The sequence below is a fragment of the Cupriavidus sp. NPDC089707 genome (assembly GCF_044748965.1).
In the GTDB taxonomy this organism is placed as follows: Bacteria; Pseudomonadota; Gammaproteobacteria; order Burkholderiales; family Burkholderiaceae; genus Cupriavidus.
On the sequence record NZ_JBIVHB010000021.1, the window covers coordinates 87596 to 106593 of the forward strand.

The following is an 18998-nucleotide window of genomic DNA, read 5'->3' on the forward strand; positions in this document are numbered from 1 at the left end:
TCCTTGTGGGTTACAGCGCGAGTGAGAACCCGCCGTTGACGGGATAGGTCTGGCCGGTGATCCAGCTGCTGGCGTCTGACGCCAGGAACAGCACCATGTTGGCGACGTCGTCCGGGCGGCCTGGCCGGCGGATCACGTAGCGTTCCAGCACGCGCTTGGTACGCTCGGGATCGGCCTTCAGGCGTGCTTCGATCGCGGGGGTGGCGGTGGCGGAAATCGCCACGCAGTTGGCGGTGACGTGGTAGCGGCCCATGGCGCGCGCCACGCCTCGCATGAAGCCGGCGGCGCCGGCCTTGGCGCCGGAGTAGATCTCCAGGTTGGGCTCGCCCACGCGGCCCGCGTCGGAAATGATGGTGATGATGCGGCCGGCCTGGCGCGCGATCATGTCCGGGATGGCGGCGGCGGTGCAGTGGATCACGCCGTAGAAGTTCACGCCGATAAAGCTGTTCCACGCATCAGGCCCGGTTTCCCAGAAGGGTTTGCGCGCATCGGCACTTGGCGTGGCGCCGGCGTTGCCGGCGTTGTTGACCAGCACGTCGACACGCCCGTACGTTTCGCGGGCCCTGGCGAACATGGCCTGCACGCTCTCGTTGCTGGTCACATCGGCCTGCACCGCGATGGCGTTGCCGCCGGCAGCGCGCACTTCCTCCACCACCGCCTGGGCACGGTCCAGGAAGAAATCGTTGACGACGATGCCCTCTGCATCGTGCGCGGCGGCGTGCAGCGCGATCTGGCGTCCCACGCCTTGCCCGGCGCCGGTCACCAGCACCACGCGTTCCTTGAGGGTCAGCATGTCTTTCATACGTTTTTCTCCTTGTCTTTCCAGAAGGGGGCGCGCAGGTCGCGCTTGAGCAGCTTGCCGACGGTGTTGCGCGGCAGTTCGTCGACAATGCGGATGGTGCGGGGGCGCTTGTACGACGCCAGCTCACCCTCGCAATGGGCCAGCAGCGCGGCTTCGTCGACGACGATGTCGGGCTTGAGTTCGCAGAAGGCCATCACGCTTTCGCCGAAATCGTCATCGGGGATGCCGATCACGGCGGCGTCGGCCACCGCAGGGTGGCGCTGCAGGGAGGCCTCGATTTCGGCGGGGTAGATGTTGACCCCGCCGGAAATGATCATGTCCTTGGCACGGTCGCTGATGTACAGATAGCCGTCGGCATCGAGCCGGCCCACGTCGCCGGTGCGGAAGTAGCCGCGTTCGTCGCGCGTGTCGGTGCCCAGCGGCGGGGCGTTCAGGTAGTTGCCGATCACCACAGGCGTGTGCGCCCAGATCTCGCCGGTCTCGCCGGCGGGCAGCGCCGTGCCGTCCGGAGCGCGAATTTCCAGGCGCACATGGCGGTAGGGCAATCCGCTGCTTCCCGGACGGGCGCGCTGCGCGTCCGGCGTCATGCGCGTGAGCATGCCGGTCTCGGTCGAGCCGTAGCCTTCGTGCAGGCAATCGCCGAGATGCTCGATGATCCATTGCTTGAGCTGGTCCGAGACCGGCGCCGCGCCCACCGTCAGCGCCTTGAGCGATGACAGGTCGTACTGCCGCGTGGTGCCAGGCGGCAGGGCGGCCATGCGCTTGAACATGGTCGGCACACCGGTCCAGTGCGCCACGCGATGCTGCTGGATCAGCGCCAGCGCGCGCAGCGGATCGAAGCGCCGCATCAGCACCACGGTGGCGCCGGCCTTCTGCGCGGCCCACACCTGGCCGGGGCCGGAGCCGTGGTGCAGTGGCATGGTGAGCAGGAAGCGCTCATCCGGCGCGGCCGGACGGCGTGCGCGTACGTCGGCGAGGTATTCGGCGAGCACGGTGGCGTCGGTGCCGGCCAGCGCGCGGTTCAGTACCACGCCCTTGGGCAGGCCGGTGGTGCCTGACGTGTAGATGATCAGCGGCGGGTCGCCCGCGGACTGGCGCCGCGTGCGCGCGGGCCGGTCGAGCATTGCGGCGTAGTTGTGGAAGCCGGGCGCCCGCGCGTCCAGCGACACCGCGGCCTTCAGCGGCTGGCCGTCGAAGGCGGGCAGCAGCGCAGCGGGATCGGCATCGTCGCAGAAGATCGCATTGGCCCGGCTGTTGTTCATCACGTGGCGCACCTCGGCCGGCGTCAGGCGCCAGTTCATGCCCAGCAGCGAACAGCCGAGCTTGCCCAGCGCGCTGGCGATCACCAGCCATTCCAGCCGGATCTGGGTGCGTACCACGACGATGTCGCCGGCGGCCAGGCCGCGCTCGGCAAGCGCATCGGCAAGCTGGTTGCCGGCTTGGTCAAGGGCGGCCCAGCTCAGCGTGCGCTGGTCTTCAATGGCGGCGATGCCGCCGGGTTTGTGCGCGGCCCAGTATTCGATCGTGCCGGGCACGGGTGGCCCGGTGTCGGGCGGCGCGGCGGCGCGGTCTGCTTTGCCGGTGTCAGCATGCATGGGTGGCTCTCCCTGGCGCGTTGGCCGGATGGTGGTGGGGTGGTCGGGTAGTCGGGTAGTCGGGTGAGAAGGGGGGCGCTCAGGCGAGCAGGTAGCGCGCCAGCACGCGGTACTTGTGCAGCTCGGTGGGGCCTTCGTAGATACGTGCCAGGCGCTGGTGGCTGTACCAGTGGGCCAGCGGGTTGTCGAGCGCGCAGCCGGCGGCACCGTACAACTGGATGGCGCGGTCGATGACGCGGTCGACCATTTCGGTGCAGGTCATCTTGACCATGCCCGCCTCGACGCGGGTGTCATCGCCGCGGTCGTGCTTTTCGGCGCTGCGGTACAGCAGCAGCTGGTTCTGCTGCACCTCGACCCATGAGTCGACGATTGCGGCCTGTGTCGCCTGCAGCTTGCTGAGCGGCTCGCCGAACAGCACGCGGTCCTTGGCATAGCCGATCATCATGTCCAGGCAGCGCTGCGCAATGCCCAGCGCGCGCGCCGCCACATCGAAGCGCGCCGCGGACAGCGCCTGCTGCGCGCTGCGGAAGCCGCCGCCTTCGCTGCTGACCAGCGCGTGGCTAGGCACTTCGCACGCATCGAAGATCAGTTCGTGGGTGCGGAAGCCGCCGAGCATCGGGATCTCGCGCTTGATCATGCCGGGGTTGCCGGCCTCCACCGCGAACATCGAGATGCCGCTGGCGCGCTTGTCCTTGTCGGTGCGCGCGACGACGAAGACGACGTCGGCATCGGCCACGCCGCTGATGAATACCTTGGTGCCGTCGATGACCCAGCCGTCGCCCTTGCGCCGCGCCTGGGTCTGGATCGCCCCTGCCGGGTCGGAACCGCCGCCTGGCTCGGTCTGCGCGAAGGCCAGGAACCTGGTGCCGGCAAGGAACGGATCGAGGTAGCGCTGGCGCTGCTCGCCCTGCAGTCCGAGCAGGTTCGGCAGCGCCCGGCCGCCAAAGCGCAGCGGCGTCAGGCAGCGGAAGTTTTCCTCGGTGATGGCAAGGCGGTCCACCAGCGGCAGCGGTGTGCCGCCCACTGCCTCGGGAAGGCCCAGGCCCCACAGGCCGGCTCGGCGCGCCGCCTCGCGGCCGGGCTCGTAATCGGCGCGGGTCAGTGCCTCGCCGCGCAGCACGCGGGCCTCGAGCGGCATCTGGAAATCGTTGACCAGGCGGCGCACGAGGTCCTTCATGGCGCGCGTGTCTTCACGGAATTCGTACATGCGGAACAACTCCGGTTTGGCGTCGCGGCGCACGCTGAGCGGCCACGGCTGGATTGTGGAAGATCGATGCGTCGAAATCTTATTGGATAGTAGTCAAGGATCTTGTTGGTGTTACGGTAAAAAATTTCCGTGATTACCCTAGGTTGTTCTCTCTTGCCCGGATTTACCCGGATCCACTCACTTGATCCTTGATTAATTGCTAATAAATTTCCAGACTGAAAAGCACCTGATGTCAACGACTCCTGCGCCATGCCCGATGCCCTGAAGCCCTCGCTGTACACCGTCCCGGAATTCGGGACCCCGCAGTTGCGCGGCGGCCGCTGCGCCTGTGGCCATATCTTTTTCCCGATGCAGGCCTACGGCTGCGAACGCTGCGGCCAGGCCGGAGATGCGCTGACGCCGATGCTGCTGGCCGGACGCGGACGGCTGGTGGCATCGGCACGCGTGCAGATGCATGCGCGCAAGGATCGCGAGGTCCCGTTCACGGTGCTGTCGGTCGCGCTGGATGACGGCCCGGTGGTGCGTACGCTGCTTGGAGCCGGCAGCGAAGCGCCGCTGGTGGCGGGACAGCCCATGTTCGCCACGCTTGAAGAAGTCCCCCAGGCCGATGGCGGTGCTCAGCTGGACCTGCGCTTCAGCGCCCACCCGTGACCCTGTCCGACCAAGGAACCTTCATGCACCGCACCCTCAAGGACATGCGTCCCGTATATGTCATCGGCGCCGGCTGGCACCGCTACCAGCCGCTGAGCGAAGAGACCTACGCCACGCTGGGGCTGGCCGCAGTGCGCGGCGCGCTGGCCGATGCCGGCATCGAATGGCCGGCCGTCGAGTCGGCCTACTTCGCCAAGGCCCTGCTGCCGATGGCGCCGGGCCGGCCGATGCTGCGCCACCTGGGCGCCACCGGCATCCCGATCATGCATGTGGAAAACGCCTCGGCCTCCGGTTCGGCCGCATTCCGCCAGGCGTGCATGGAGGTGGCCAGCGGCATCAGCGACGTGGTGCTGGCGGTCGGCGTGGACAAGCCCGGCAACGGTCCGGTGGCGCGCGGCGAGGCGGCCTGCGGCATCGGTCACCTTGCCGACGATGCGATCGTGCCCTTTACCCATTTCGCGCTGCTGGCCGACCAGTATGCGCAGCGCCACGGCGCCGCGCATGAAGACATCGCCCGCGTCGCGGTGAAGAACCACGGCAACGGCGCGAAGAATCCCCATGCGCACCGCCAGCAGCCGCGCACGCTGGACGAGGTGCTGGCCGGGCGGCCGGTGTCGGGCAGCCTGACCACGCTGCAGTGCTGTCCGGTGGGCGAGGGCGCCGCGGCGGTGATCGTGGCGTCCGAGGACGCGATCCGCCGGCTCGGCGTGGCCGGCAGCAAGCCCGTGCGCGTGACCGCGTCGGCCGCGCGCAGCCAGCGGCTGTACGACGACGCCACCCGCTTCGACGCCAACCTGACTGAGGAAACCACCGCCATGGCGTTGCGCGATGCCGGCCTGCGGCCCAACCAGGTCGACGTGCTGGAATTGCACGATGCTTTTTCCATCGAGGAAGTCGAGTACGTCGAGGCGATGGGCCTGTGCGCGCCCGGCAGGGCAGTGCCGCTGCTCAAGGAGGGCGCCTGGGATATTGGCGGACAGTGCGCGGTGAACCCGTCCGGCGGGCTGATCGCGATGGGGCATCCGATCGGACCTACCGGCATCGGGCAGATTGGCGAGATCGCATTGCAATTGCGCGGCGAGGCCGGCCTTCGTCAGCACGTCGGGGCCCGCATCGGGCTGGCGCACATGGTGGGCGTGGGAGCGGTGTGCTACGTGCATATGTTGCAGCGCGACTAGGGGCCGGCCGGGCACATCCGCCCGAAACTGACCGTGGCGCGACAGACGCCCGGCATCACTCACACGGAGACAGCATGATGCAAGGACAGACTCGCGGCCGCCGCCGTGCGGCCGTGCGCGCCGCATGGCTGGCAGCGGCGGCCGTGCTCGCGGCAGCGGCAGGCAGCGCCATCGCGGCCGAACCACGGCGCGGTGGTACGCTGACCGTCGGCATCGCCCAGGATCCCGCGGTGGTCGATCCCATCCGCACCGGCACCTTCACTGAACGCCAGCTGTCCACGCCGGTGTATGAATCGCTGTTCGACATCGACGCTGAGGGCAACGCCGTGCCGTGGCTCGCGCAAGGCATTACCGTGTCGGAAGACGGCAAGCGCTACCGCATACAACTGCGCCAGGGCGTGCGCTTCCACGACGGCACGCCGTTCGACGCGCAGGCCGTCGTGGCCAACCTGCAGCGCACGCGCAATCCGGCTAATCGTTGCCGCTGCCTGCAGTCGATGCGCGAGGTGCGCGATGCGCGCGCGCTGGATGCGCATACCGTTGAGATCGTGCTGAGCGAACCCAATGCCGCGCTGCCCACGCTGCTGGCCGATGCGCCCGGCGTGATGGTGTCGCCCACGGCGTTCGGGCGCGATCCCGTTGGCGTCGGCACGCGCCCGGTTGGCACTGGCCCGTTCCGCTTTGTCGAGTGGGTTCGCAACAGCCGCTTCGTGGTCGAGCGCAACCCTGACTACTGGCAGCCAGGCAAACCATACCTGGACCGCGTGGTGTTCCGCGGCATGCAAAACACCGAGACCCGTGAGACCGCTTTCCTGTCGGGCCAGACCGACATCATCCTGCAACCGTCGATGCGCTTTATCTACCGCATGCGCAGCGACAAGCGCGTGCAGTTGTTTTATCCCGCGGGCTTCGGCACCGAAGGGGTCTACTTCAACCTCAAGTCCGCGCCGCTCGATGACCTGCGCGTGCGCAAGGCGGTGGCGCATGCGATGGACCGGGAGCTGCTGGCGCGTACGCTCGGCTTTGGGGTGCCGACGCTGGCCTACAGCCCCTTCGGCAAGGGGATCGCGATGGTGACGCAACCCGTGGCCGATTACCCGAAATACGACCTGGCCCGCGCCCGCGCGCTGGTGGCCGAATACGGCAAGCCGGTGGCGTTCACGCTGCAGTTCAACAACTCGCCCGACAACCGCAACCTGGCGCAGTCGCTGCAGCAGATGTGGGCCGAGGCCGGCATCCGCGTGTCGCTGGTGCCGTACGACCAGAACCGGCTGGTGCAGAACATGTCCTCCAGGCAGTTCGAGGCCAGCTTGTACCGCTTCACCGGCCGCGCCGATCCGCACATGAATGCGTTCTACTTCTATCACTCGCGCTACGGCTCGGTGAATCCCTCCAGCAACTACGGCGGCTACGGCATCCCGGCCACCGACCGCTTGCTGGAGCGCGGCATGAGGGTTACCGACCCGCAGGTCCGCCGCGAGGCCTATACCGACTTTGCACGCATGCTGGCGCAGGAGGTGATGCCCATTGCCTACCTGTACAACGTGACCGACACCATCGTGGCGAAAAAACAGGTGCAGGGCGTCACGGTGGTGCCGGACGGACTCGTCCGCCTCGCGGACCTCTGGCGGGAGTAGATCCATGACCTGGCGACGCATCCTGACCGGCCTGGCCGGCATCGCTGCCACGCTGCTGGCGGTTTCCGCGGTAAGTTTCCTGCTGGTGGCGCTGCTGCCCGGCGACCTGGCGCAGACCATCCTGGCCGACTCCGCCACGCCGGAGCGCGTGGCGGCGCTGCGTGCCGAGCTGGGACTGGACCAGCCGCTGCCCGTGCGCTATCTGGGCTGGCTGGGCGACGTGCTGCGCGGCGACCTGGGCCATGCCATCCACTCTGGCGAGCCTACCCTCGACGTGATCCTGTCACGCCTGCCGGTAACGATCGAGCTGGTGCTGCTGACACAGGTGGTGGCACTGGGGCTGTCGGTACCACTCGGCATCCTGAGCGCGTATCGCCGCGGCTCGCCTCTGGACCACGGGGTGCTGGCCGGATGCCTGGCGCTGCTGTCGACGCCGGCGTTTGTGCTCGGCCTGGCGCTGGTCTACCTGCTGGCGATGAAGTTGCAATGGCTGCCCGCCACCGGCTACACACCGCTTTCCGAAGGCGTGCTGGCCAACCTGGAAGGCATGGTGCTGCCGGTGCTGTCGCTGGCGCTGATCGAGGTGCCGGTCTACCTGCGGCTGCTGCGCAGCGAGATGGTGACCACGCTGCAGCAGAACTTCATCGCACTGGCGCGCGGCATGGGGCTGCCGACCTGGCGCATCCTGTTCGAGAACGCGCTGCGGCCGTCGTCGCTGAACCTGATCACGGTGGTCGGCGTCAACATGGGCCGGCTGATGGGCGGCGCCATCGTGATAGAAACCATGTTCGCGCTGCCCGGCGTGGGCCAGTTGCTGGTGGAATCGATCTACCAGCAGGAATACCTGATGACGCAGGGCATCGTGCTCTTCGTTGCCATCATGTTCATCCTGATCAACTTGCTGACGGACCTCGCCTATGCGCTGGTCGATCCCCGTCTGCTGCGCGACGCGGAGGCCTGACATGCGGCGCCCATCCCGTAAATACGCAAAGACCTACGTGATCTCGGTGGTCTGGCTGGCACTGGTGGTGCTGGCCACCGCCTGCGCCGACTGGCTGCCGCTGCGCGATCCCATGCGCATGAGCCTGGTCGACATGCTGGCGCCGCCCGACGCCACGCGCTGGTTCGGCGCCGACTCGCTCGGCCGCGACGTGCTCTCGCGCACAATCCACGGCTTTCGCATCACGCTGGCCGTGAGCCTGGGCTCGGTCACGCTGGCGCTGGTGCTGGGCGGCGTGCTGGGCGTGTGCGCCGGCTACTTCCGCGGCTGGGTCGAGCGCGCGGTGCTGATGCTGGCCAACGTGATGCTCGCGTTTCCGCCGCTGGTGCTGGTGATCGCCATGGTGGCGTACCCGGGCCAGGCGCTGGTCAAGGTGGTGGTGGCGCTCGGCATCGTGTTTGTGCCGGCGGTGATGCGCATTGCCCGCGCCAACACGCTGCGCTTCAGCGAGCAGGAGTTCGTCACCGCGGCGCGCGCCGCCGGCATGAGCGATGCGCGCCTGATCGTGCGCGAGTTGCTGCCCAACCTGGTGCCGCCGCTGCTCGCCTACGGCCTGCTGATGATCGCCATCGGCGCGCTCGCCGAAGCGGCGCTCAGCTTCCTCGGCCTGGGCGTGCCGCCGCCGGCGCCGACGCTGGGGTCGATGATGGCCAGCGAGCAATCGCGCGTGCTGGAAGGCCCGCATGCGGTGTTCTTTCCGGCGGCGATGCTGTTCCTGACCATCTTTGCGCTGAACCAGGTCGGCGAGGAAATCCAGCGCCGCATCGATGGCCGGGGGAGGGCCGCATGACACAACCACTGCTGCAAGTCACCGACCTGCACACGCATCTCGCGCTGCCGCATGGCACGCTGCGGGCGGTTGACGGGGTTTCGTTCACGCTGGAGGCGGGCCGCACGCTGGGCGTGGTCGGCGAATCCGGCTCGGGCAAGTCCGTGCTGGCGCGCAGCCTGATCGGACTGCTGCCGGCCGGTGTGGCGCGCGCAGCCGGCGGCCGCATCGTCTTTGCCGGGCGCGACCTGCGCCAGCTTTCCGAGCATGAGATGCAGGCGGTGCGCGGCCGCGAGATCGCGATGATCTTCCAGGATCCGCTGACCTCGCTGAACCCGGTGCTGACCATCGGCCGCCAGCTGGAACAGGTGCTGCGCCAGCATACCGACCTGGGCGTGCGCGCCGCGCGGGAACGGGCCGTGGAGATGCTCGCCGAAGTCGGCATCTCCGATCCGCGCCAGCGCGCCGCCGAATATGCGCACCGGTTGTCGGGGGGCATGCGCCAGCGCGTGGTGATTGCCATCGCGCTCGCCTGCAACCCGCGCTTGCTGATCGCCGACGAGCCGACCACGGCGCTGGACGTGACCGTGCAGGCGCAGATCCTGGAGTTGCTGCGCCGGCTGCAGGACCGCCATGCGATGGCGATGCTCCTGATCACGCATAACTTTGGCGTGGTGGCCGAGATGTGCGACGACGTGGCGGTAATGTACGCCGGCCGGCTGGTCGAGCGCGGCAGCGTGGCCGATGTGCTGCGGCATCCGCGCATGCGCTATACCCACGCACTGCTGCAGTCGGTGCCGCGCACCGAAGGGCCGTCGCATGTGCGGCTGCCGACCATTGCCGGGCAGCCGCCCGACCTGGTGGCGCCGCCGCCGGGCTGCCGTTTCGCGCCACGCTGCAACCAGCGCGCGGCACTGTGCGAGGGTGCTGCGCCGGCGCAGGCCGATGCCGGCGGCGGTCATCTCTATTCATGCTGGCATCCGCTGCAGGAGGCTTCCACGTGAGCGCAATCGAATCGGTTCTCGGCCCTCGGCTGGCGGCTGCCGCCTCCATGGCATCGCCGCGCGAGGCGGAAGGGGTGTTGCTGAGCGCGCGCAACCTGGTCAAGACTTACCGCGCGCGCGGCCACCGCCGTGTGCAGGCGCTGTCGGATGTGTCGTTCGACATGATCCCGGGCGAGACGCTCGGCGTGGTCGGTGAATCCGGCTCGGGCAAGTCGACGCTGGCGCGCGCCGTGATGGCGCTTCCCGCGCCGGATGCGGGCACCGTCCATTTCGACGGCGCGCCGGTGTTCGCGGCCCGCGGCGCGCCGCTGCGGGCGCTGCGCCAGCGCATGCAGATGGTGTTCCAGGACCCGATGTCCTCGCTCAATCCCGCGCATCGCATCCTGGATATCGTGCAGATGCCGCTGGAGGTCGCTGGCCGCGGCGACGCACGCACGTGGCGCGAGCAAGCCATGCAGGCGCTGGCCAGCGTCGGACTGGACGGCAACATGGTCGGCCGGCGGCGGCCGTACGAGCTGTCGGGCGGGCAGTGCCAGCGCGTCAGCATTGCGCGGGCACTGGTGCTGCGCCCCGAACTGCTGGTGTGCGACGAGCCGGTCTCGGCGCTGGACGTATCGGTGCAGGCGCAGGTGCTGAACCTGCTGGAAGACGCCAAGGCGGCGCACAACCTGACTATGCTGTTTATCTCGCATGACCTGGGCGTGGTGCGCGGCATCAGCGACCGCGTCATGGTGATGTACCTGGGCAAGGTATGTGAACTGGCGCCGACCGACGCGCTTTACCGGTCACCGCGGCACCCGTACACTGCGACGCTGCTGGCCTCGGTGCCGTCGCTGGAACCGAGCCGGCGTGCGCGCCATCCCGATGCACCAGCCTCCGCGCGCGGCGAAACGCCTTCGCCGCTGGCGGTACCATCGGGCTGTCGCTTCCGTACCCGCTGCCCGCGCGCCAGCGAGCGCTGCGCGCAGGAGGTGCCGCAGCTGCTGGCGGTGGCCGGCACGCATGGGCCGGGGGAGCCGCAGGGGCCGCTGGGCCATGCCGTGGCGTGCCACCACCCCTTGCCGGCGCCGGACTGACGGTACCGATCCATTATCGAGATGAGTCATGAGCTTACCCGCGGACCCTGTCGAATCTGAAGCCAAGACCAACGCCGAGCTGCGCGAAGCGGCCATGTGCCGGATGATCGATACCGCTATCCGGCTGATCGCCAAGCACGGCGCGGCCAAGCTGTCGCTGGTCGATGTTGGGCGCGAGTCCGGCTACAGCCATTCGCTGCCCAATTACTACTTCAAGAGCAAGAAGCGCCTGCTGGCCGAGGTCTTCGACCATATCCTCACCGGCTTCCGCGCGCGCGCGCAGGAATGGGCCAAGACCCACAACCCGGTGCGGGTGCGGCCAGGCCTGAGCAATATCGAGGCGACTATCCGCGCCTATGTCGGGCTGGCCTCGGAGGATGCGGTGCGCTCGCGCGCGATGCACGTGCTGTGGGCCGAGTCGTTCTCGTCGATGCCCGAATTGCAGCCGCTGGCGCGCCCGTTCAACGAGCGCAGCGTGCAGTTCTTCTCGGAGCAGATCCGCTTCGGCATCGAACGCGGCGAAATCCGCGCCGACGTCGATCCGCAGGCGCTCGGCGTGCTCCTGCTGGCGCTGCTGCGCGGGCTGGTGTCGCAGGCGCTGATCGATCCCGACGCTTTCGACCTGGAGCAGACCGGGGAGATGGCGATCCGCGTGCTGTCGCAGGGCATTGGGCTGCATGTGCCGGCGGAGACCGGCAAGCCGCCGGGCTGACCCGGCAATACCCGCGCCCGCACCGGTGCGCAAGGACAACGGAGAATATTGCATGACGCTGCCGGTTTTCCTGTCTTCGCGGCTCAAGCTGCCGCTGATCGCCGCACCGATGCTGCGAGTCTCCGGGCCCGACTTGGTCGCCGCCGCCTGCCGCAGCGGCGTCATCGGCGCCTTTCCCACGGTCAATGCCCGCTCGGCCGAAGAACTCGACGTCTGGCTCGCGCAGGTCGCGCAACGCTGCCAGGATGCCGAAGGGCCCGTCGCACCGGTCTGTCCCAACCTCATCATGCGCCGCGATCCGCAGATGCTGGCGGGCGACGTGGCGGTGCTGGTGCGGCACCGGGTCGAACTGGTGATCGCCAGCGTAGGCTCGCCTGCCGCGGTAGTGGGCCCGCTGCATGATGCGGGCTGCATGGTGCTGGCCGACGTGGCCACGCTGCGGCATGCCGAGAAGGCGCTGCAGGCCGGCGCAGATGGCCTGGTGCTGCTGACCGCTGGCGCCGGCGGGCAGACCGGGTGGCTCAATACGCTGTCATTTGTGCGTGCGGTACGGCGCATGTTCGACGGGCCGCTGGTGCTGTCAGGCGGCATTTCCGACGGCGCCGCGCTGTGGGCGGCGCGGGTGCTCGGCTGCGATCTCGGCTGCATGGGTACGAAGTTCATCGCCACGCCGGAGAGCATGGCCAGCGACGGCTACCGCCGGATGCTGGTCGACAGCACGCTGGACGACGTCATGCTGACGCAGGCCTTCACCGGCCTGGACACCAACATGCTGCGGCCATCCGTAGAGGCGGCCGGGCTGGACCCGAAGTCGCTCAGCGGCCCGGTCACGCCCGAGCGCGCGCGCGAACTGTTCAGCGAAAAGGGCAAGGCGGCACGCGGCGGGCAACGGCGCTGGGTCGATATCTGGAGTGCCGGACACTCGGTGTCGGGCGTCGATGCCGTCACCGACGTGGCCACGTTGGTGGGCGAACTGGCGCAGCAGTATGCGCAAGCGCAGCGCGACACGGCGGCCATGCTCGGCAGCGCCGAGGTTGCCGGCGGGCGTCTTGCCGCCTGAGACTTGCCATGGACACGCCAGCCTTCCGCACGCGCATCACAGAGCTGCTCGGCATCCGCTATCCGATCCTGCTCGGCGGCATGCATCACCTGGGCACCTCGGGCGTGGTCGCTGCTGTGGTCAACGCCGGCGCGATGGGTTACATCACCGCGCGCTCGTTCGCCTCGCTTGATGCCTATCGCGCCGACTTGCGCCGCTGCCGCGCGCTGAGCGGCGGCAAGCCCTTCGGCGTCAACCTGACCATCTCGCGCCGCCCGGAACTGAATGCCGACGTGCCGGCGTGGATCGATATTGCCTGCGAAGAAGGCGTGCGGCTGTTCGAGAGCGCCGGCAGCGCGCCTGGCGCGCTGGTGGAACCAATCCACCGCGCCGGCGGCATCCTGCTGCACAAATGCCCGAGCGTACGACACGCCGTCAGCGCGCAGCGGCTGGGTGTGGATGCTGTGGCGCTGGTGGGGCTGGAAGAGGGCGGCCATCCTGGTGCCAACCAGCTGTCGGCATTCGTCAGCGGTGCGTTTGCGCTGGAGCGCCTGCAGATTCCGCTGGTGATCGGCGGCGGCATCGGCAACGGCCGGCAGGTGGCCGCGGCGCTGGCACTCGGCGCCGATGGCGTGATAATGGGCAGCCGCTTCATGGTGGCCTCGGAGATCGATGCCCATGCGGCGATGAAACAGCGCATCGTCGATGCCGACGAACACTGCTCGACCACCATCCTCGGCAGCCTGAACGACACCTGGCGCGTGCTGCACAACGCCGCCGCGCGCGAGGTGCAGCGGCTGGAAGCGGAGGGAGCGCGCAGCCATCGCGAGTTCGGCGACCTGATCCTGTCGTCGCGCACGAAGGCGCGGGTCTATCTTGGCGGGGAAGTCGAAGAAGGCATCGTGTCGCTCGGGCCCGCGGGCGGTTTTGCCGACGCGATCGAGCCGGCGGGCCATATCGTTCAGCGGTTGGTGGCAGACGCGTGGCAGGCCTGCTCAGCGCTACGGCGCACCGTTACCACTACCGCGGCGGGGCGCTAGCGCCCGAACTGCCCCAGCACCGTCCTGATCGACTCGAGCCCGGCCTCGATCATGTGCTGCATGTAGGTGCCCATCTGCGGCATCACCAGCATCAGCACCAGGAAGCCGCCGGACAGCGTCACCGGGAAGCCCACTGCAAAGATCGACAGCTGCGGCGAGGCGCGGTTCAGGATGCCCATGGCCAGATTCAGCGTCAGCAGCGCGGCGATCATCGGCAGCGCCAGCAGCAGCCCCGACGCAAACACCATGCCGCCGGCACGCGCCACCGCCATGGCACCGCCCGCCGAAAGCGGTGTGCCGCCGATGGGCAGTCCGTTGAAGCTGTCGACCAGCGCACCCAGCATCATCAGGTGGCCGTCCAGCGCCAGGAACAACAGTACCGCGATGACATTGAGGAAGCGCGACAGCACCATGGTCTGGCCGCCGGCTGCACGGTCGAAGAAAGAGGCGAACGACAGGCCCATCTGCAGGCCAATGATTTCGCCGGCCTGCTGCACGGTGGCGAAGACCAGCCGCATGACAAAGCCGGTGGCCAGGCCGATGCCGACCTCATTGAGGATGATCAGCAGGCCGTCGAAGGAATACACCGGCGCCGCCGGCAGCTGCGCGATGGTGGGCGACACCACCATCGCGATCATCGCCGACAGCGCGATCTTGGCGCGCCGCGGGATGGTCGATTCTCCGAACAGCGGCGCGGTGCCGATCAGCGCCAGGATGCGGAAGAAGGGCCACAGGAATGCCGCGAGCCAGCCGTAGAGCTGGGCTGAAGTGAATTCGACCACGGCAGTCTGCCGGAAAGCGGAAAGGAGAGTGCGTCAGTGCGCCAGCGCGGGAATGCTCTGGAACACCTCGCGCATGTAGTCAACCATGGTGTTGATCATCCACGGACCGGCCAGCACCATGGTGGCAAACAGCGCGATCAGCTTGGGGATGAAAGTCAGCGTCATCTCGTTGATCTGCGTCGCGGCCTGGAACAGGCTCACCACCAGGCCGGCCGCGAGCGCCACCAGCAGCAGCGGCGCGGCCAGCAGCAGGGTCATCTTCATCGCCTGTGTGGCGATGGTCATTACGGTTTCCGGTGTCATGGCTCGGTCCTGGGAAATGCGACGGGGCGAAGGGGCGAAGGGGCGAAGGGCGAGGCAACTGGCCTCAGTTCATGAAGCTCTGCGCCAGCGATCCCAGCAGCAGCTGCCAGCCGTCCACCAGCACGAACAGCATCAGCTTGAACGGCAGCGAGATGGTGGCCGGCGGCACCATCATCATGCCCATCGCCATCAGTACGCTGGCGACCACCAGGTCGATGATCAGGAACGGGATAAAGATGGTGAAGCCGATCTGGAACGCGGTCTTGAGCTCGCTGGTGACGAAGGCGGGTACCAGGATGCTCAGCGGCACTTCTTCCGGGCCCTGCATTTCCGGCGCCTTGGCCATCTGCGCGAACATCGCCAGATCCTTTTCGCGGGTCTGGCGCAGCATGAAGGCCTTGAGCGGCTCGGCGGCCTTGGCGGCTGCCGTTTCCAGGCTGATCTTGTTTTCCGACAGCGGCTTGTAGGCGTCGTTGTAGACGCGGTCGAATACCGGTGCCATCACGAAGAAGGTCAGGAACAGCGACAGGCCCACCAGCACCTGGTTGGGCGGCGAGGTGGCCGTGCCCAGCGCGTTGCGCAGCAGGCCCAGCACGATGATGATGCGGGTGAAGCCGGTCATCATCAGCATCGCCGCCGGCAGGAACGACAGCGAGGTCAGCAGCACCAGCGTCTGGATCGGCAGCGACCAGATCTGGCCGCCACCCGGGGCGGGCTTGCTGATCACGCCGGGGAGCTGCTGTGCCCAGGCGGACGATGGCGCCAATGCCAGCGCCAGCGCCGCGGCGGCGGCAAGCATCAAGGCCAGGACAAACGACAACGGGCTGTAGCGCGCGGCCACGGCGAGGCACGCGGGCCGGAAGCGGCGCCGCAATGCGGCACACAGGGAATTCATGACTTGAACTGGGATTGCAGCGAACGCAGCAGCTTCTCGGCGAAGGTGCCGCCGGTCGGCGGTTGCGGCATGCCGGTGGCGTGTGCCGGGGTCAGCGGGTTGGCGGAGGTACTGCCAGTCGTGTTCGCCGGCATGCTGTGCAGCGGACGGATTTCGCCGGGGCTGACGCCCAGCACCAGCCAGGTGTCGCCGACTTCCACCAGCACCAGCCGCTGGCGTGCGCCCAGCATGGTGCTGCCGACCACCTTCATCACCCCGCCGGTGGCATGGCGCACCAGCCCGGCACGCCGGGCCAGCCAGGCCATGCCGAGGATCAGCGCGATCACGGCAAACAGCCCCAGCCCGGCCTGGGCCAGGCTGCCCGCGCCGCTGATGGCCGGTGCCGGCTTGTCCTCGGCGGCCAGCGCCAGCGCCGGCATCAGCGTGGCGAGGCTGGCGCCGACGGCCCGGAGGCAGCCGCCACCGCGAGCGGGGTACTTCCGGATGGTCATTTGTTCAGCTTGCGGATGCGTTCGGACGGCGTGATGATGTCCGTCAGGCGGATGCCGAACTTGTCGTTCACCACCACCACCTCGCCCTGCGCGATCAGGTAGCCGTTGACCAGCACGTCCATCGGCTCGCCGGCCAGCCCGTCCAGTTCGACCACCGAGCCCTGTGCCAGCTGCAGCAGGTTCTTGATGGGCACCTTGGTGCGGCCCAGTTCCACCGTCAGCTGCACCGGGATATCGAGGATCATCTCGATATCGTTGTGGAAGCCGCTGGCCGCTTCCTTCGCCAGCGGCTGGAAGACAGTGGCGGCAGCCGGGGTGGCCGCGGGCGCGGAGGAGGCCGCAGGAACCGCGGCGGGCACTTCGGCAGCTGTGGCGCTGGTCTGCTCCGCCAGCGCGCTGGCCCAGTCGTCCATCGGATCGACCGGCTTGTCCTCGAAGCCGTCACTCATAATCGGTGTCCTCGGTGTCCAGGTGGGAATCGCCGTCCTGGTGATTGATCATTCGTTCTACCCGCAGCGCGTACTGGCCATTCATGGTGCCGAAGCCGCACTGCATCACGGGCACGCCGTCCACCTTGCCGAAGATCTTCTCCGGCAGCTCGATCGGCAGCACGTCGCCGGCGCGCAGCGCCAGCACTTCGGCCACCGTGCTCTGCAGGTGCGCGAACTCGGCGACCAGTTCCACTTCGGCCGCGCGCAGCTGCCTTGACAGCTGGTTGACCCAGCCCTTGTCGACTTCCTTCTCGTCCTGCAGCGGATTCATCAGCAGGTCCTTGAGCGGCTCGATCATCGCGTATGGCAGGCACACGTGGAGCTGCCCGCCGACGGCGCCCAGTTCGATATGGAAGGCGGTGGTCACCACGGCTTCGTTCTGCGTGGCGACATTGGCAAACTTGGTGTGCATCTCCGAGCGGATGTACTCGGTCTCGATCGGATGCACGGTGCGCCAGGCGCTGCCATAGCTGGCCAGCGTCAGCTCCAGCATGCGCTGGATGATGCGCTGCTCGGTCTGGGTGAAGTCGCGCCCTTCCACGCGGGTGTGGAAGCGGCCGTCGCCGCCGAACAGGTTGTCCACCACCAGGAACACCAGGTTCGGGTCGTAGACGAACAGCGCCGTGCCGCGCAGCGGCTTCAGGTGGACCAGGTTCAGGTTGGTCGGCATCGGCAGGTTGCGGGCGAAATCGCCGAACTTCTCGATCCTGACGCCGCCGACCGAAATATCCGCGCCGCGGCGGATGAAATTGAACAGTGCCGAGCGCAGCGAACGAGCGAAACGCTCGTTGATGATTTCCAGCGTATGCAGGCGGCCGCGGATGACGCGTTCCTGCGTTGCCAGGTTGTACGGGCGCACCCCGCTGTCATCCGGCGCCGGCTCGCTGGCCTTGGGCGTATCGGCCTCGCCGGATACGCCCTTGAGCAGCTCGTCGACCTCGTCTTGCGAGAGGAACTTGTCGTAGGCCATCTAGTGTCCTGCCCCTTGTGCGGCGTTATGGATGAAACCGTTGCGGTTTGGCCAGGCGCGCATCACCGTGCCCGGCGGCATGCGGGGGCGGGGCGTGGCTTTGTGGCGGCGGACAGTTTCATATCGGTTGGCGGGCGGGGCAGGGCGCAAGCGGGCGCTTACTGCACCACGAAAGAGGTGAACAACACATCCAGCACGCGCTGGCCGGGCAGGCCGGTGGCAAAGGGCTGGGCGATGGTGGTGCGGATGTCGTCGGCCAGCTTGCGCTTGCCTTCGACCGTGGCCAGATCGGCGGGCTGGCGTGCCGACAGCAGCAGCAGGATGCGGCTGCGTGCCTCAGGCAGGTACTGCGCCAGGCGCGCCTGGGTCTCGGCATCCGCCACCTTCAGCGACAGGCCGGTATGCAGGAAGCGGTCTCCGTCCTCGCTCTTCAGGTTGACGGTGAACGCATCCAGCGGTACGAAAATCGGCGGCGGAATGACCGGGGCTGCCGGCGCGGCGGCAGCCGCCGGCTGGCGGTTGCTCAGCACGCTGCCCAGCACGAAGCCTCCGGCACCCAGAGCCAGGACAAGCACGCCGCCGCCGATCAGCAGCAGCCGACCGCGCTTGCCTGTGTTGCTGCCAGTCCGGGAAGGGGAAGCCGTGTTCGCCATGAGAAGCCTGTGTCGGAATGCCTGCCATTCTTCCGGAATTGCAGGCCAGCAAAGGGCCGAAAAAAAGGGGGAAACCCTTTCAGCTTGGCCGTTTGAGCGGAAAGGGGGCAGGCATGGCTACGCTAGCGGGCGCTTTGTGGTGCGCGCCTGCAGGGGGGTTAACGAGTGGTGGGGCGGGAACTTGAGGTTTTGGGGTTGGGTGGGGCTGGGGCTTTGCCTGCGGCTGGCATCTGGTGGTGCTTGATATGCCCTGTTCCGCCCTAAAGGGCGGGTAACTTTTTGTCCGAGCGACAAAAAGTCACCAAAAAGCGCGTTTACTGCCCTGGGCGGGCGGCCACTCTTATCGTAGTGTGCTGGGGCTTTCGTACGGGTCTTTGCTTCGTCGCAGAATAGGACTGCCTGCCGCCCTGGTGCGCCACGGTGGCTCTGGATTGACGCGATTTTTGAACGAGCCCAGAGCTGTGGGTGGCCCCTGCTGCGTGGGTCAACTCGGGAACGCCTACGGCTGCGCTGCGCGCCGGCAGTATCTCAGGTCAGGGGCGCTGGCACAGAACGCGTCGCTGCGCTCGCTTGGCGCTATCGCGGGTGAACCCGCAAGCCTTTCCCTGCCCGCTTGTTCGCTCCCCTTGTATGTTCTCGGAACGTTGTTCAGAAGACAATGCAGAGGGATAGCGACCGGCAGAGTCGTCAATGTAGGATTGCT

General features: G+C 67.8%; 20 protein-coding genes. 10 read left to right on the forward strand and 10 right to left on the reverse strand.

Going from position 1 to position 18998, the window contains the following annotated elements; genetic code table 11:
* Positions 1-10: 10 nt before the first annotated feature.
* The 3 genes from ACIP1U_RS25845 to ACIP1U_RS25855 form a co-directional block, all read right to left on the reverse strand.
* Positions 11-802, reverse strand: a complete 792-nt coding sequence (locus ACIP1U_RS25845) for an SDR family NAD(P)-dependent oxidoreductase (protein ID WP_400321190.1) — start codon at positions 800-802, stop codon at positions 11-13.
* Complete coding sequence (locus tag ACIP1U_RS25850) at positions 799-2397, reverse strand: class I adenylate-forming enzyme family protein (protein WP_400321193.1); 1599 nt, start codon at positions 2395-2397, stop codon at positions 799-801. Before ACIP1U_RS25850 ends, ACIP1U_RS25845 begins: the two co-directional genes overlap by 4 nt.
* A 79-nt stretch (positions 2398-2476) precedes the next feature.
* Entirely contained in the window at positions 2477-3604 is a 1128-nt protein-coding gene (locus ACIP1U_RS25855) for an acyl-CoA dehydrogenase family protein (protein WP_400321196.1), read from the reverse strand.
* A 249-nt stretch (positions 3605-3853) separates the two neighbouring features.
* Here ACIP1U_RS25855 and ACIP1U_RS25860 point away from each other — a divergent pair, with 249 nt between their 5' ends.
* The 10 genes from ACIP1U_RS25860 to ACIP1U_RS25905 all read left to right on the forward strand — a co-directional run bounded on the left by ACIP1U_RS25860 (position 3854) and on the right by ACIP1U_RS25905 (position 13710).
* On the forward strand, positions 3854-4255 hold the full coding sequence (locus ACIP1U_RS25860) for a Zn-ribbon domain-containing OB-fold protein (protein WP_400321199.1): 402 nt from the start codon (positions 3854-3856) through the stop codon (positions 4253-4255).
* Between the two features lie 23 nt (positions 4256-4278).
* Complete coding sequence (locus ACIP1U_RS25865) at positions 4279-5433, forward strand: thiolase family protein (RefSeq protein WP_400321202.1); 1155 nt, start codon at positions 4279-4281, stop codon at positions 5431-5433.
* Positions 5434-5507: 74 nt separating this feature from the next.
* Positions 5508-7070, forward strand: coding sequence for an ABC transporter substrate-binding protein (locus ACIP1U_RS25870; RefSeq protein ID WP_400321205.1), 1563 nt, complete (start codon positions 5508-5510; stop codon positions 7068-7070).
* Positions 7071-7074: 4 nt separating this feature from the next.
* A complete protein-coding gene (locus ACIP1U_RS25875) occupies positions 7075-8031 on the forward strand; it encodes an ABC transporter permease (RefSeq protein ID WP_400321207.1) in 957 nt (318 codons plus the stop codon).
* A 1-nt stretch (position 8032) separates the two neighbouring features.
* Positions 8033-8860, forward strand: a complete 828-nt coding sequence (locus ACIP1U_RS25880) for an ABC transporter permease (RefSeq protein WP_400321210.1) — start codon at positions 8033-8035, stop codon at positions 8858-8860.
* The gene (locus ACIP1U_RS25885; RefSeq protein ID WP_400321213.1) at positions 8857-9843 is read left to right on the forward strand and encodes an ABC transporter ATP-binding protein; all 987 of its coding nucleotides are present in this window, start codon (positions 8857-8859) and stop codon (positions 9841-9843) included. Before ACIP1U_RS25880 ends, ACIP1U_RS25885 begins: the two co-directional genes overlap by 4 nt.
* Positions 9840-10919, forward strand: coding sequence for an ABC transporter ATP-binding protein (locus tag ACIP1U_RS25890; protein ID WP_400321215.1), 1080 nt, complete (start codon positions 9840-9842; stop codon positions 10917-10919). The genes ACIP1U_RS25885 and ACIP1U_RS25890 overlap by 4 nt, the downstream gene beginning before the upstream one ends.
* A gap of 28 nt (positions 10920-10947) precedes the next feature.
* A complete protein-coding gene (locus ACIP1U_RS25895) occupies positions 10948-11631 on the forward strand; it encodes a TetR/AcrR family transcriptional regulator (RefSeq protein WP_400321218.1) in 684 nt (227 codons plus the stop codon).
* Between the two features lie 52 nt (positions 11632-11683).
* A complete protein-coding gene (locus ACIP1U_RS25900; protein WP_400321221.1) occupies positions 11684-12691 on the forward strand; it encodes an NAD(P)H-dependent flavin oxidoreductase in 1008 nt (335 codons plus the stop codon).
* An 8-nt stretch (positions 12692-12699) separates the two neighbouring features.
* The gene (locus tag ACIP1U_RS25905) at positions 12700-13710 is read left to right on the forward strand and encodes an NAD(P)H-dependent flavin oxidoreductase (RefSeq protein ID WP_400321224.1); all 1011 of its coding nucleotides are present in this window, start codon (positions 12700-12702) and stop codon (positions 13708-13710) included.
* Here ACIP1U_RS25905 and fliR read toward each other — a convergent pair.
* The 7 genes from fliR to fliL form a co-directional block, all read right to left on the reverse strand.
* Positions 13707-14492: a flagellar biosynthetic protein FliR gene (gene fliR / locus ACIP1U_RS25910; protein ID WP_400321227.1), complete on the reverse strand. Its 786-nt coding sequence runs from the start codon at positions 14490-14492 to the stop codon at positions 13707-13709. The two genes, ACIP1U_RS25905 and fliR, sit on opposite strands and share 4 nt — an antisense overlap.
* A gap of 33 nt (positions 14493-14525) precedes the next feature.
* Positions 14526-14795 carry a flagellar biosynthesis protein FliQ gene (fliQ, locus tag ACIP1U_RS25915; RefSeq protein ID WP_029047088.1) on the reverse strand — a complete coding sequence of 90 codons (270 nt, stop codon included), beginning with the start codon at positions 14793-14795 and terminating at the stop codon, positions 14526-14528.
* A 64-nt stretch (positions 14796-14859) separates the two neighbouring features.
* A complete protein-coding gene (fliP, locus tag ACIP1U_RS25920; protein WP_400321243.1) occupies positions 14860-15594 on the reverse strand; it encodes a flagellar type III secretion system pore protein FliP in 735 nt (244 codons plus the stop codon).
* A 92-nt stretch (positions 15595-15686) separates the two neighbouring features.
* Complete coding sequence (gene fliO, locus ACIP1U_RS25925; protein WP_400321245.1) at positions 15687-16109, reverse strand: flagellar biosynthetic protein FliO; 423 nt, start codon at positions 16107-16109, stop codon at positions 15687-15689.
* A 68-nt stretch (positions 16110-16177) separates the two neighbouring features.
* Positions 16178-16630 (reverse strand): flagellar motor switch protein FliN, encoded by a 453-nt coding sequence (gene fliN, locus ACIP1U_RS25930; RefSeq protein WP_400321230.1) that lies wholly within the window; start codon positions 16628-16630, stop codon positions 16178-16180.
* Positions 16623-17642 carry a flagellar motor switch protein FliM gene (gene fliM, locus ACIP1U_RS25935; protein ID WP_400321233.1) on the reverse strand — a complete coding sequence of 340 codons (1020 nt, stop codon included), beginning with the start codon at positions 17640-17642 and terminating at the stop codon, positions 16623-16625. Before fliM ends, fliN begins: the two co-directional genes overlap by 8 nt.
* Before the next feature lie 158 nt (positions 17643-17800).
* The gene (gene fliL, locus ACIP1U_RS25940) at positions 17801-18295 is read right to left on the reverse strand and encodes a flagellar basal body-associated protein FliL (protein WP_400321236.1); all 495 of its coding nucleotides are present in this window, start codon (positions 18293-18295) and stop codon (positions 17801-17803) included.
* Between the last annotated feature and the right edge of the window lie 703 nt (positions 18296-18998).

Excerpts from the sequence above, each read along its gene's own strand:
- ACIP1U_RS25845 (WP_400321190.1), bottom strand. The coding sequence starts at position 802 with ATGAAAGACATGCTGACCCTCAAGGAACGCGTGGTGCTGGTGACCGGC.
- fliL (WP_400321236.1), bottom strand. The coding sequence starts at position 18,295 with ATGGCGAACACGGCTTCCCCTTCCCGGACTGGCAGCAACACAGGCAAG.
- ACIP1U_RS25885 (WP_400321213.1), top strand. The coding sequence starts at position 8,857 with ATGACACAACCACTGCTGCAAGTCACCGACCTGCACACGCATCTCGCG.
- ACIP1U_RS25905 (WP_400321224.1), top strand. The coding sequence starts at position 12,700 with ATGGACACGCCAGCCTTCCGCACGCGCATCACAGAGCTGCTCGGCATC.
- fliM (WP_400321233.1), bottom strand. The coding sequence starts at position 17,642 with ATGGCCTACGACAAGTTCCTCTCGCAAGACGAGGTCGACGAGCTGCTC.
- ACIP1U_RS25880 (WP_400321210.1), top strand. The coding sequence starts at position 8,033 with ATGCGGCGCCCATCCCGTAAATACGCAAAGACCTACGTGATCTCGGTG.
- fliP (WP_400321243.1), bottom strand. The coding sequence starts at position 15,594 with ATGCTTGCCGCCGCCGCGGCGCTGGCGCTGGCATTGGCGCCATCGTCC.
- ACIP1U_RS25860 (WP_400321199.1), top strand. The coding sequence starts at position 3,854 with ATGCCCGATGCCCTGAAGCCCTCGCTGTACACCGTCCCGGAATTCGGG.
- fliO (WP_400321245.1), bottom strand. The coding sequence starts at position 16,109 with ATGCCGGCGCTGGCGCTGGCCGCCGAGGACAAGCCGGCACCGGCCATC.
- fliQ (WP_029047088.1), bottom strand. The coding sequence starts at position 14,795 with ATGACACCGGAAACCGTAATGACCATCGCCACACAGGCGATGAAGATG.
- ACIP1U_RS25895 (WP_400321218.1), top strand. The coding sequence starts at position 10,948 with ATGAGCTTACCCGCGGACCCTGTCGAATCTGAAGCCAAGACCAACGCC.
- ACIP1U_RS25850 (WP_400321193.1), bottom strand. The coding sequence starts at position 2,397 with ATGCATGCTGACACCGGCAAAGCAGACCGCGCCGCCGCGCCGCCCGAC.
- ACIP1U_RS25870 (WP_400321205.1), top strand. The coding sequence starts at position 5,508 with ATGATGCAAGGACAGACTCGCGGCCGCCGCCGTGCGGCCGTGCGCGCC.
- ACIP1U_RS25900 (WP_400321221.1), top strand. The coding sequence starts at position 11,684 with ATGACGCTGCCGGTTTTCCTGTCTTCGCGGCTCAAGCTGCCGCTGATC.
- ACIP1U_RS25865 (WP_400321202.1), top strand. The coding sequence starts at position 4,279 with ATGCACCGCACCCTCAAGGACATGCGTCCCGTATATGTCATCGGCGCC.
- ACIP1U_RS25875 (WP_400321207.1), top strand. The coding sequence starts at position 7,075 with ATGACCTGGCGACGCATCCTGACCGGCCTGGCCGGCATCGCTGCCACG.
- ACIP1U_RS25855 (WP_400321196.1), bottom strand. The coding sequence starts at position 3,604 with ATGTACGAATTCCGTGAAGACACGCGCGCCATGAAGGACCTCGTGCGC.
- fliN (WP_400321230.1), bottom strand. The coding sequence starts at position 16,630 with ATGAGTGACGGCTTCGAGGACAAGCCGGTCGATCCGATGGACGACTGG.